This is a genomic window from Eubacterium sp. AF17-7 (assembly GCF_003461285.1).
Taxonomy (GTDB): Bacteria; Bacillota; Clostridia; order Lachnospirales; family Lachnospiraceae; genus Eubacterium_U; species Eubacterium_U album.
Map to the genome: position 1 here is coordinate 16,909 of NZ_QTWU01000002.1, position 12,378 is coordinate 29,286.

Sequence of the window (12,378 nt, forward strand, 5' to 3'; positions counted from 1 at the left end):
TACCAATGAAGTTTAAAAATATATGTTTATTTATCGCAAGCTTAATATTTTATGCAGTCGGTGAAATGAAATATGTTCCATTAATTTTATTATCGCTGACAGTAAATTATTTTGCAGCTATTTTTATCAGAAAATTTCAATATGATAATCAGATACTTGAACATAATGGAGAAGAAAAAAATAATTATGACAAAATAACATTAATCGTAGCTTTAGTATATAACTTCCTGTTTTTATTTGTGTTTAAATATTTTACTTTTTTTACGGGAATAGAAACAAGTCTTACATTACCACTTGGAATTAGTTTTTACACATTCCAGATAGCATCTTATGTTATTGATGTTTATACAAAGAAAACAAAAGCAGAAAAGAACTATATTAACTTAGGAGTTTATCTTTGTATGTTTCCGCAACTTATCGCAGGACCGATTGTTGTATATAAGGACATTGCTAAACAGATAAGAAAAAGAAAAGTATCATTACTTTTATTGCAGGATGGAATAAGAATTTTTATTATGGGTCTTGCATCAAAAATGCTTTTGGCAAATATAATGGGAATGTGCTGGGAGTCAATCAAGACTTACGGAATTGCAAGCATATCAACTCCAATGGCATGGATTGCGATGTTTGCATATACATTCCAGATTTACTTTGATTTTTATGGATATTCACTTATGGCAATAGGTCTTGGAAAAATGTTGGGATTTAAAATTCCAAGAAACTTTAACAATCCATATATATCAACATCCGTTACTGAATTTTGGAGAAGATGGCATATTACTCTTGGAAGCTGGTTTAGAGATTATGTTTATATTCCGCTTGGTGGTAATAGAAAAGGATTTGCAAGAACAATATTTAATATGTTTGTGGTATGGGGACTTACGGGATTGTGGCATGGAGCAAGCTGGAATTTCGTATGTTGGGGATTGTTGTTCTTTGTATTATTGACAATAGAAAAGCTTGGATTAAAAAATATATTAGATAAATATCCTGCACTTGGACATTTATATATAATATTTATAATTCCGATGAGCTGGATGATATTTGCACTTGATAAAATGGGAGACATAAAATTATATTTTGCAAAATTATTCCCAATGATTTCACATGTAAGCACAGAATTTGTAAACAAATTAGATTATGTTGATGCGATAAAACATTACGGAATATTCTTTGTATTTGCAGTTATCTTTAGTTTAAGTATTCCAATGAAGATATTTGAAAAATATAGAAGAACAAAAGTAGCGTCAGTAATTTTGATTATAATATTCTGGGTATGTGTGTATAGAATGAGTACAGCGGCAAGCAATCCGTTTTTGTACTTTAGATTTTAAAAATGATAATAACCTCTTAGCGGATTAAGGTTTAAGTTAATATTTATATTTTAACAGGAGAAAACAGATGGATAAAAAGGCTATATTTGATAAATATGGATTCTTGATTGTGATGGTTGTATCTGTTGTGATTTTTGGAATATTTCTGGGAACAAAAGACATAATAAAATACAACGAAACTAAAAAGATAGCGGAACAGGAAAGTAAAGAGAATAAAGGAAAAAAAGTAATCCAAAGTGATACCGGAGAAATCCGGATAGTTACGGATGAATCGGGAGAAACTCAGACAGAAGCCGTTACAGAGGAAAAACAGCATCGTGATTTTGTAACTGTAGATGAATCATATTTGGATGGAGCCTTATTTATAGGAGATTCAAGAACACAGACAATATCTTTGTATGCAAATTGGGATAAAACAGTATTTTACGCAGAACAGGGTGTGTCCGTATGGAAGATTTTAGATGAAAAAATCGTTAAATCAGGAAAGAAAAAAATAACTGTAAAAAAAGCCCTTGAAAAAAATAAATTTGAAAAAATTTATATAATGCTTGGAATAAATGAAATTGGAACAGGAACAGCAGATACATTTGCTGAGCAATATGGTAAAGTAATAAATACTATTAGAGAAAAACAGCCTGATGCAATAATATTTATTCAAAGTATTATGCATGTGACAAAAAAGAAAGACAAAGAAGAAACTTATATAAAAAATAAGGAAATAGATAAAAGAAATAAGAAACTTAAGGAACTTACAAACGGATACGACATAATATGGCTTGATGAAAACGAAGTGTTTGATAAAAAAGATACAGGGGCTCTTGACCCTAAATACACAAGTGATGGAGTTCATCTTATGCCTTCATGTGTGCCAAGATGGAAACAGTTTTTCCTTGAACATGGAATAGTAAAATAGGATAAATTAATCTTTATAATAAAAATGAAAAAACTACAAAACTTCAGATTGTTAAATGAAGTTTTGTAGTTTTTTTAGTTATTCATTAATATTTTTAAAATTAAAATGTTCTATAAGTTGTGCGGCTTTGTCAAAACCATATCCTATATTATCAGCAACATGGGCATCGGAGCCTACAGCCACAAGTTTTCCACCAAGATCTTTATAAAATGAAAGCATATCAAAGTGGGGATTTACAAAATCCATTCCTTTTGCAAGTGCACCGGTATTAATTTCTAAAGCAATATTTTTATGAATTATTTCTTTAAATATCTGTTCGACAATGTTGAAATAATCACTACAATTATAGTTTTTATCTTTATTTGGCGCATATCTGACTATGTAGTCTAAATGGCCTAATGTATTGAATGAATTAAACAATTTTAATGCATCAAGTAAAGTTGAAAAATAAGTCCTGAAAGCATCAGCTTCATTACGATTTTCCCAAAATTCAGAATAATATGGGTCCATGTTGTCTACAATATGACAGGAGCCAATGACATATTCAAATGGATATGATTGTAAAAAATCAGCATTTTTTTTGTAGTTGTCGCATGTAATGCCAAGCTCAACTCCAATATGAAGATTGATTTTTGAAGAGTATTTATCTTTTAATATGTTTAATTCATTAAAATATGAATCGGTATCTATATCAAATGATTCACCCGGAACAGGCCAGAACCAGTCCTGGTGGTCAGTGATGCAAATATCTTTCATATTTAAACTTATGGCTTTGTTTATTATATTTTCCAAATTCTCATCTGAATCAGCAGAAAATTTAGAATGTACATGAAAATCAGATAACATAACGTATATTCTCCTTATGTAATATGTATTGCAACTTGTTAATGTTTCAGATTCAGGTATAAATATATATTCCAAACACGTTGTTTTTCTTATTTTGCTGCGCCGTTTATAATAAATAAAAAAGTAAAACTCGCCTAAAGGCTCAAACATTACTTTTTTATTTACACTATGCTCGCAAAATTGCGAAAAACTTCCTATCGTTTGTTATATATATTTATACCTGAATCTGAAATAATTACAAATTAGCAAAGAAAAAAATTATGAGTAGAATATAACAAATTTTGCTGAAAATTACTATATTAATGAGAAGATAAAAGTAAAAACGTTTTATTTGTCAAAAAATTAACAAAATATGAGAAAAATGCAAAAAACTTCTTGATATTTGGAAAGTATTTATGTAGAATAATCAATAGGTTAATATTAATTAACAAAATATATCTTATTTAATAGGAGGACAATTAAATGTCAGTTAAAGTTGCAATTAACGGTTTTGGACGTATCGGACGTCTTGCTTTCAGACAGATGTTTGGAGCAGAAGGTTATGAAGTAGTAGCTATCAATGACTTAACAAGTCCTAAGATGTTAGCTCACTTATTAAAGTATGATTCATCACAGGGTAAATATGACAAGGCTGAAACAGTTTCAGCTACAGATGATTCAATCATCGTTGATGGAAAAGAAATCAAGATTTACGCAGAAGCTGATGCTTCAAAGTGTCCTTGGGGCGAATTAAAAGTAGACGTAGTATTAGAATGTACAGGTTTCTATACATCTAAGGCTAAAGCACAGGCTCATATCGATGCTGGTGCTCGTAAGGTTGTTATTTCAGCTCCAGCTGGAAACGATCTTCCAACAATCGTTTACAATACAAACCACGAAACATTAAAGGCAGATGATACAATCATTTCAGCTGCTTCATGTACAACAAACTGCTTAGCACCTATGGCTGATGCACTTAACAAGTACGCTCCAATCCAGAGTGGTATCATGTTAACAATTCATGCTTACACAGGTGACCAGATGACTCTTGACGGACCACAGAGAAAAGGTGATTTAAGAAGATCAAGAGCTGCAGCAGTTAATATCGTACCTAACTCAACAGGTGCTGCTAAAGCTATCGGATTAGTTATTCCAGAATTAAACGGAAAATTAATCGGTTCTGCACAGAGAGTTCCAGTTCCAACAGGTTCTACAACAGTTCTTACAGCTGTAGTTAAAGGAAAAGATATCACAGTTGAAGGTATCAATGCAGCTATGAAGGCAGCTTCAAACGAATCTTACGGATACAATGAAGACGAAATCGTATCAAGCGATATCGTTGGAATGAGATATGGTTCATTATTTGATGCTACACAGACAATGGTATCAAAGGTTGATGATGATACTTATGAAGTACAGGTTGTTTCATGGTATGACAATGAAAACTCATACACAAGCCAGATGGTTAGAACAATCAAATACTTCTCAGAATTAGCATAATAAATAAGAAATCTTTAAATAAGATCCATAAGGGTCCGGTCTTAATTGGACCGGACCCTTTTATATTGCGCTGATAATATGAATGTCACATCTATATGGATGTACATTTCATGGGCGCATATAATCTTGGAATAAAGTTTATACTGATTCCGGGATTTATGAGACTACGCGCATGACGCGCTTAAATGAAAGGAGCACATATAATGCTTAATAAGAAATCAGTAGATGATATCAATGTAAAAGGACAGAGAGTGTTAGTTCGTTGTGACTTCAACGTACCATTACAGGATGGAAAAATCACAGACGAAAACCGTTTAGTAGCAGCTTTGCCAACAATAAAGAAATTAATAGCTGATGGTGGAAAGGTAATCCTTTGCTCACATCTTGGAAAGCCAAAGGGAGAACCAAAGCCGGAATTATCATTAGCACCAGTTGCAGTAAGACTTTCAGAATTATTAGGACAGGAAGTTAAATTCGCAGCAGATCCTGAAGTAGTAGGACCAAATGCTAAGGCTGCAGTTGAAGCAATGAAAGACGGAGATGTTATTCTTCTTGAAAACACACGTTATCGTGCAGAAGAAACAAAGAACGGAGAAGAATTCAGCAAAGAATTAGCTTCACTTTGTGATGTATTTGTAAATGATGCGTTCGGAACAGCTCACAGAGCACATTGTTCAAACGTTGGTGTAACAAAATTTGTTGACACAGCAGTTGTAGGATACTTAATGCAGAAGGAAATCGATTTCCTTGGAAACGCAGTTAACAATCCGGAAAGACCATTCGTAGCTATCCTTGGTGGAGCAAAAGTTTCATCAAAGATTTCAGTTATTGAAAACCTTCTTGAAAAGGTTGATACATTAATCATCGGTGGTGGTATGGCATACACATTCATGGCTGGTCTTGGTGAAGAAGTAGGTAAATCACTTCTTGAAGAAGATTACAAAGAATATGCTGTAAACATGATGAAGAAAGCTGAAGAAAAGGGTGTTAAGTTATTAATCCCTGTCGATACAGTAGTTGGAGATAACTTCTCAAATGACTGCAACTTCAAGGTTGTAGGACGTGGAGAAATCCCAGCTGATATGGAAGGTTTAGATATCGGACCAAAGACAGCAGAATTATTTGCTAATGCTATTAAAGGAGCTAAGACAGTTGTATGGAACGGACCAATGGGATGTTTCGAAATGCCTAACTTTGCTAATGGTACAATTGCAATTGCTAAAGCTATGGCAGATCTTAAAGATGCTACAACAATCATCGGTGGTGGTGATTCAGCAGCGGCAGCTAACCAGTTAGGATTTGGTGATAAGATGTCACATATTTCAACAGGTGGTGGAGCTTCTCTTGAATTCCTCGAAGGTAAGGAATTACCAGGTGTTGCAGCAGCAAACGATAAGTAGGATATACAATATTATATAAGGCATCATCAGCAGTTAAAGGCTTAATATGCTTTTAACTGATATGTCTTAAATATAGAGGAGATTATATAATTATGAGAAAGAAAATTATCGCAGGTAACTGGAAAATGAACAAAACTCCTAGTGAGGCAGTTGCTTTAATCAATGAATTAAAACCTTTAGTAGCTAATGAAGATGTAGATGTAGTATTTTGTGTACCAGCTATTTCAATAGTACCGGCTATGGAAGCAGCAAAGGGTTCAAACATCAACATCGGTGCTGAAAATATGTATTTTGAAGAAAGTGGTGCATATACAGGAGAAATAGCTCCTAACATGTTAACAGATGTTGGAGTTAAGTATGTTATCATTGGACATTCAGAAAGAAGAGAATATTTCGCAGAAACAGATGCAACAGTAAATAAGAAAGTATTAAAAGCTTTTGAACATGGTATTACACCTATTATTTGCTGTGGTGAAACTCTTGAACAGAGAGAACAGGGTGTTGCAGTTGATTTCATCCGTCAGCAGATTAAGATCGCATTCTTAAATGTAACAGCAGACCAGGCTAAGGAAGCAGTTATCGCTTACGAACCAATCTGGGCTATTGGAACAGGTAAGACAGCTACATCTGATCAGGCAGAAGAAATTTGTGCAGCAATCAGAGAATGTATCGCAGAAGTATATGATGATGCAACAGCAGCAGCTATCAGAATTCAGTATGGCGGTTCAATGAATGCTGGAAATGCAGCAGAATTACTTGCTAAACCTGACATAGATGGTGGTTTAGTTGGTGGTGCAAGCCTTAAAGCAGAATTTGGAAAGATTGTTTTCTATAATAAATAAGATTTTAAATAAGGGTTGTTGCAACAAAATTGCATCAGCCCTTTATTGAAGAACAGATTGAGTATTTAATAACAATTAACTATTATCAGATATTAAATTTAAGGAGTAAGTTTTAAAATTAAAATTCTTTTGTTTAATATCAGACAAAAAATTCGTTAGGAATATGAATATGAAGAAAAAAAATAAAATAATTATAAGATTAGTGTCTACATTGGCAGTTATGCTATGTGTAACAGGAGTAACCCATATACAGGCAAAGAATGTATATGCTAAGAAAACAATAACAATGACAACAAAGTCAATTCCTTCAGAAATAAAAAAGTATTCTAATTATAACAAATATACGAAGTATACAGTGGCTTTTAATTATTATATGAAGCAATTAGAAAAAGCAGGCGGTGGTAAATTTATTATAAAAAAAGGCACATACGAAATGTCTAATTCTGTATATATTCCATCAAATGTTCAGGTTGTGTTGAAGAATGGAGTTGTATTAAAAAATATATATCAAACCGGTGGAGCAGGATATCCACCATCAAATAATGTATTTTCATTATGTCCACCATCAAAAAGCAAGATAAAAGGGTCATGTAAAAAAGTAAGTGGTGCAAAGAACATTTCAATAACAGGTAAAGGGAATGCTACAATTGACAATAATTTTGTTGAAGGTGGAGGAACAATTGTAATATCCCACAATAAAAATGTAAAAGTTTCAGGAATAACATTTAAAAATCAGAATGGAGGACATTTCCTTGAAATAACAGGTGTAGAGAATGTTGTTATTGAAAATTGTACATTTAAAGGTTCTAAAGCAAGTACAAGGGCTAAAAATTATATGAAAGAGGCTATTAATCTTGATACTCCGGACCCTGAAACACATGGTCTTAATGCAGTGTGGGTTGCACAGGATAGAACAGATAATAAAAATATAACAATAACAAACAATGTATTTGATGGAGTTACACGTGGTGTTGGTACACATAAGTATTCACAGAAGAATGGTGAAAATGTTTATCACGAAAATGTAGTAATAACTAATAATACATTTAAAAATATTTTTGACAATGGTGTATTTATACTTAACTGGAAGAATGCAACCATTGAAAATAATACTTTTAACAAAATTGGATTAAAGAGTAAGAAAGCTTATAGTAGTGGAGCACATGCTATTTCAGGTGGCGGAATAGAAGGCATACATGTAAAAAATAATACATTCTCTAATGTTAAGAGAAATCCAATATATTTTTGTGTGCAGCAGAATGTAGGCTCTGCAAGCAGCTACTCAAAAGTAAAGACTAATATTACAAAAGAACAGACTGAGGAAATGTTAACCAACACAGTTAGTAACTGTGGTTATGATATGAATGTTATTTTCAAAGGATACGATATTTTGTATTTCAGAGGAAATAGCGAAAGAACCCGTGAGAATGCAGTGGCAATTAATTTGAAGAAGCAGGAAATTTCATGGGGAATAGAAAAATAAAGTTTAATTTAAGGAGAGAAAAATGAGCAAAAAACCAACAGTTTTAATGATTTTAGACGGATATGGATTAAATGAAAATGCAAAAGCAAATGCTGTTGCAGAAGCTAAAAAGCCTGTAATGGACAAGCTTATGGCAGAATATCCTTTTGTAAAAGGTTATGCAAGTGGAATGGCAGTAGGCCTTCCTGACGGACAGATGGGAAATTCTGAAGTAGGTCATTTAAATATGGGTGCAGGAAGAATTGTATACCAGGAATTAACAAGAATCACAAAAGAAATTCAGGATGGAGATTTCTTTAAGAATGAAGAGTTAGTTAAGGCAATGGAAAATTGCAAGAAAAACAACAGTGCATTACACATCTTTGGATTATTATCAGACGGTGGTGTACACAGCCATAATACACATATTTATGGAACAATTGAAATGGCTAAGAAATTTGGTCTTGAAAAGGTATATGTACATGCATTCTTAGATGGTAGAGATACACCTCCTGCATCAGGAAAAGATTATGTTCAGGAATTAGTAGATAAGATGGCTGAAATTGGTGTTGGAAAGATTGCTTCAATTTCAGGACGTTACTATGCAATGGATAGAGATAATAACTGGGATAGAGTTGTTAAGGCATATGATGCTATTACAAAGGGAGAAGGAAATAAAGCTACAGACCCTGTACAGGCAGTTGCAGATTCATACGCAGTAGATAAGACAGATGAATTTGTTATTCCTACAGTAATTATGGAAAATGATGCTCCTGTAGCAACAGTAAATGACAAAGATTCTGTTATTTTCTGTAACTTCAGACCAGACAGAGCACGTCAGATTACAAGAGCATTCTGTGCAGATGATTTTGATGGATTTGATAGAGGAAAAAGATTAGATTTAGTATTTGTATGCTTTACAGAATATGATGTTACAATTCCTAACAAATTAATCGCATTTAAGAAAGTTGAAATTAGAAATACATTTGGTGAATATTTAGCTGCACATAACATGACTCAGGCTAGAATTGCTGAAACAGAAAAATATGCTCATGTTACATTCTTCTTTAATGGTGGTGTAGAAGAACCAAATAAGGGAGAAGATAGAATTTTAGTAAATTCACCTAAAGAAGTAGCAACATATGACCTTAAGCCTGAAATGAGTGCTTATGAAGTATGTGATAAGCTTGTAGACGCAATTAAAGGACAGAAATATGATGTTATTATCATTAACTTTGCAAATCCTGACATGGTAGGACACACAGGTGTTGAATCAGCAGCTATTAAGGCTATTGAAGCAGTAGATGAATGTGTAGGCAGAGCAGTAGAAGCTATTAAGGAAGTTGATGGACAGATGTTTATCTGTGCTGACCACGGAAATGCTGAGCAGTTAGTTGATTATGAAACAGGCGAACCATTTACAGCTCACACAACAAATCCTGTACCATTTATCTTAGTAAATGCTGATCCTAAGTATAAATTAAGAGAAGGTGGATGCTTAGCAGACATCGTTCCTACATTAATCGAATTAATGGGAATGGAACAGCCAAAAGAAATGACAGGAAAATCATTACTTGTAAAATAATAAATAGAGAGGTCAATGTAGAACTCTTTGACTTAATTGAATAAAAATAAGTAACAGGGAAACACTAGTAAAATAGTGTTTCCCTGTTTTTGTATAAAGAATGTATATAACAGTGTTTTATACAAAGAACGTATATAAATTTGTTTTATATAAAAGACATATATAACGTTATCTAAATAGTAAGTGCTTCGTGAAAATAGTAAGGCATAGTAGATTGAAAAATCTTTATATATTAACGGAACATTAAATAATATAGGAGAAATTGGGTGCTAAAAATGCATCTGATAGAGAATATGGAACAATATTTAAAGATTGTAAATGTAAAAGCAAGAGAAATTTTAGATTCACGTGGAAATCCTACAGTTGAAGCAGAAGTTACGGTTAGAGGGGAAAATCCAAAAACTGATTTGATTACAGGAAGAGCAACCGTACCGTCCGGTGCATCAACAGGAAAATTTGAAGCAGCGGAGATTAGAGATGGTGAAGATAGATATTTAGGAGCCGGTGTAAAAAAAGCTGTAACAAACGTAAATACAATAATAAATGAAATGCTTATAGGACAAAATGCACTTAATCAAAGAAGAATTGACAGAATGATGTTAAGTGAAGACGGAACAGATAATAAATCAAAATTAGGTGCAAATGCAATATTGGCTGTTTCGATGGCTAATTTAAATGCATGTGCAAAAGCATTAAATATTTTTACTTACAAATTTACAGGAGGCATAAGTGCGTGCAAAATGCCTATGCCCATGATGAATATTTTAAACGGAGGTGCTCATTCATCTAATAATATAGACGTGCAGGAATTTATGATTTTACCTGTTGGAGCGACAACATTTAAAGAAGGATTGAGATGGTGTGCAGAAGTTTACCATGCACTGAAAAAATTATTAAAAGACAAAAATTTATCTGTTGCAGTTGGTGATGAAGGTGGATTTGCACCGGATTTAAATAACGAAATGGAAGTACTTGATTTAATTATTGAAGCAGTTAAAAAGGCAGGATATATTCCTGAAAAAGACTTTAAAATATCTTTGGATGTAGCAGCTTCAGAATGGAAAGCAGAAGTTACAGGAAAATACAAATTACCTAAAAAAGGAATCGAATTGACAACAGATGAATTAATAGATATGTGGAGTGATATTGTTGACAGATATCCGATATTTTCAATAGAAGACCCATTAGATGAAGAAGATTGGGATGGATGGAAAAAGATTACTGAGAAATTAGGTAGAAAAATCCACTTAGTCGGTGATGATTTATTTGTTACAAATGTAGAGAGATTAAAAAAGGGAATAAAAGAGAAATGTGCAAATGCAATATTGATAAAACCAAATCAGATAGGAAGTATAACAGAAACGATTAAAGCTGTGCAAATGGCACAAAGTCATGGATATATAGCTATCATGTCACATCGTTCAGGAGAAACAGAAGATACAACTATTGCAGATTTGGCGGTAGGGCTTAATACAGGTTTTATAAAAACAGGGGCACCATGTAGAAGTGAAAGAACAGCAAAATATAACCAGTTATTGAGAATTGAAGAAAAATTATAAATAAAAATAGAAATAAAGTTGACAAACGATGAGAAAGACAATACCTACTAAATGAATAGAAAATAATAGGAAATAAACAAAAGATAAAATAAAAAGGAGGAAACAACTACTGCAGTCAGTGTGGCAGTAAACAAACAGAATGAAATAAAAATACAGAGAGTAATGTAGTGACGAATGAAAAAAGTGCTTCTGTAAGTACAGGTACAGCAAAATCAAAAAGTAAAAGTATAAATTCAAGTAAAAGTAAAAAAGCAAGTGACGACTCAAAAAATAAAAAGACTGATAAAAAGAAGAAAAATGCAGATAGCAAACAAAATGAAACAGAAGATGTAACTATTCAGGAAACAACGATAGAGACTACCAAGTCTGATGAAACAGAATCCATAGAAGAACAACAAAATACAGAGATAGTACAAAGCAAAAGTGAAAATATAGAAATAGAAACTGAAATCAGTAATTTACAGGAATTAGTGAATGAAGGCAATCAGCAATAGGAAGAAATTTAGATGATAAAATTAGAAAAGATTGGAATAATTACTTGATAATAGCATACAAATATGATAATATTTATGTATTCGCGTTTGAATAGGTATAGAAGGAAACGAAATGAATGAAGTTCATTTTCAATAAATGTTTCCGACGACTAGCCGCTGACCCAAGGGAGGGGCAATACATACTAATAGGAGGTTCGAAATGATTACATTATTAAGAGTATTATCAGTGATATACATTATCATCTGTGTAGTTATAACAGTAGTAATACTACTTCAGGAAGGAAAGCAGGCTGGACTTACAGGAGCAATCAGTGGTGCAGCAGAATCATACTGGGGAAAGAATAAAGGACGTTCAATGGAAGGAAAATTAGAAAAGATTACAAAGGTTATGATTGTTTTATTCTTTGTACTTTCAATTGTTCTTAATATGAAATTCTTAAATTTTTAGGATAATTATGATTTTT

11 protein-coding genes are annotated in these 12,378 nt (G+C 32.7%); 10 read left to right on the forward strand and 1 reads right to left on the reverse strand.

The window, feature by feature from the left end:
- Window positions 1-5 precede the first annotated feature (5 nt).
- Together DWW96_RS03370 and DWW96_RS03375 are read left to right on the forward strand one after the other, a co-directional pair.
- Window positions 6-1,334 (forward strand): MBOAT family O-acyltransferase, encoded by a 1,329-nt coding sequence (locus DWW96_RS03370; protein WP_243003009.1) that lies wholly within the window; start codon window positions 6-8, stop codon window positions 1,332-1,334.
- A gap of 67 nt (window positions 1,335-1,401) precedes the next feature.
- A complete protein-coding gene (locus DWW96_RS03375) occupies window positions 1,402-2,247 on the forward strand; it encodes a GDSL-type esterase/lipase family protein (RefSeq protein WP_117909080.1) in 846 nt (281 codons plus the stop codon).
- A gap of 78 nt (window positions 2,248-2,325) precedes the next feature.
- Here the strand turns inward: DWW96_RS03375 and DWW96_RS03380 are convergent, their stop codons facing one another.
- Window positions 2,326-3,093: a histidinol-phosphatase HisJ family protein gene (locus DWW96_RS03380; RefSeq protein WP_158562639.1), complete on the reverse strand. Its 768-nt coding sequence runs from the start codon at window positions 3,091-3,093 to the stop codon at window positions 2,326-2,328.
- Window positions 3,094-3,555: 462 nt separating this feature from the next.
- On the opposite strand from DWW96_RS03380, the gene gap reads away from it, so the two are divergent.
- From gap to secG, 8 genes are all read left to right on the forward strand, one after another.
- A complete protein-coding gene (gap, locus tag DWW96_RS03385; protein ID WP_022089287.1) occupies window positions 3,556-4,572 on the forward strand; it encodes a type I glyceraldehyde-3-phosphate dehydrogenase in 1,017 nt (338 codons plus the stop codon).
- Window positions 4,573-4,775: 203 nt separating this feature from the next.
- On the forward strand, window positions 4,776-5,972 hold the full coding sequence (locus DWW96_RS03390; protein WP_117909084.1) for a phosphoglycerate kinase: 1,197 nt from the start codon (window positions 4,776-4,778) through the stop codon (window positions 5,970-5,972).
- 89 nt (window positions 5,973-6,061) lie between these two features.
- Window positions 6,062-6,814 (forward strand): triose-phosphate isomerase, encoded by a 753-nt coding sequence (gene tpiA / locus DWW96_RS03395; protein ID WP_117909085.1) that lies wholly within the window; start codon window positions 6,062-6,064, stop codon window positions 6,812-6,814.
- Window positions 6,815-6,983: 169 nt separating this feature from the next.
- Window positions 6,984-8,297 (forward strand): right-handed parallel beta-helix repeat-containing protein, encoded by a 1,314-nt coding sequence (locus DWW96_RS03400; protein ID WP_158562640.1) that lies wholly within the window; start codon window positions 6,984-6,986, stop codon window positions 8,295-8,297.
- Between the two features lie 22 nt (window positions 8,298-8,319).
- Complete coding sequence (gpmI, locus tag DWW96_RS03405) at window positions 8,320-9,861, forward strand: 2,3-bisphosphoglycerate-independent phosphoglycerate mutase (protein ID WP_022089291.1); 1,542 nt, start codon at window positions 8,320-8,322, stop codon at window positions 9,859-9,861.
- 275 nt (window positions 9,862-10,136) lie between these two features.
- Window positions 10,137-11,420 carry a phosphopyruvate hydratase gene (gene eno / locus DWW96_RS03410; protein ID WP_243003020.1) on the forward strand — a complete coding sequence of 428 codons (1,284 nt, stop codon included), beginning with the start codon at window positions 10,137-10,139 and terminating at the stop codon, window positions 11,418-11,420.
- A 167-nt stretch (window positions 11,421-11,587) separates the two neighbouring features.
- A complete protein-coding gene (locus tag DWW96_RS03415) occupies window positions 11,588-11,914 on the forward strand; it encodes a hypothetical protein (RefSeq protein WP_117909091.1) in 327 nt (108 codons plus the stop codon).
- 199 nt (window positions 11,915-12,113) lie between these two features.
- Window positions 12,114-12,362: a preprotein translocase subunit SecG gene (secG, locus tag DWW96_RS03420; RefSeq protein ID WP_022089294.1), complete on the forward strand. Its 249-nt coding sequence runs from the start codon at window positions 12,114-12,116 to the stop codon at window positions 12,360-12,362.
- Window positions 12,363-12,378: the final 16 nt, after the last annotated feature.

What these genes read in the sequence shown, in the direction of transcription:
- DWW96_RS03370 (WP_243003009.1), top strand. Translation starts at nt 6, where the DNA reads ATGAAGTTTAAAAATATATGTTTATTTATCGCAAGCTTAATATTTTAT.
- DWW96_RS03375 (WP_117909080.1), top strand. Translation starts at nt 1,402, where the DNA reads ATGGATAAAAAGGCTATATTTGATAAATATGGATTCTTGATTGTGATG.
- DWW96_RS03380 (WP_158562639.1), bottom strand. Translation starts at nt 3,093, where the DNA reads ATGTTATCTGATTTTCATGTACATTCTAAATTTTCTGCTGATTCAGAT.
- gap (WP_022089287.1), top strand. Translation starts at nt 3,556, where the DNA reads ATGTCAGTTAAAGTTGCAATTAACGGTTTTGGACGTATCGGACGTCTT.
- DWW96_RS03390 (WP_117909084.1), top strand. Translation starts at nt 4,776, where the DNA reads ATGCTTAATAAGAAATCAGTAGATGATATCAATGTAAAAGGACAGAGA.
- DWW96_RS03400 (WP_158562640.1), top strand. Translation starts at nt 6,984, where the DNA reads ATGAAGAAAAAAAATAAAATAATTATAAGATTAGTGTCTACATTGGCA.
- gpmI (WP_022089291.1), top strand. Translation starts at nt 8,320, where the DNA reads ATGAGCAAAAAACCAACAGTTTTAATGATTTTAGACGGATATGGATTA.
- eno (WP_243003020.1), top strand. Translation starts at nt 10,137, where the DNA reads ATGCATCTGATAGAGAATATGGAACAATATTTAAAGATTGTAAATGTA.
- secG (WP_022089294.1), top strand. Translation starts at nt 12,114, where the DNA reads ATGATTACATTATTAAGAGTATTATCAGTGATATACATTATCATCTGT.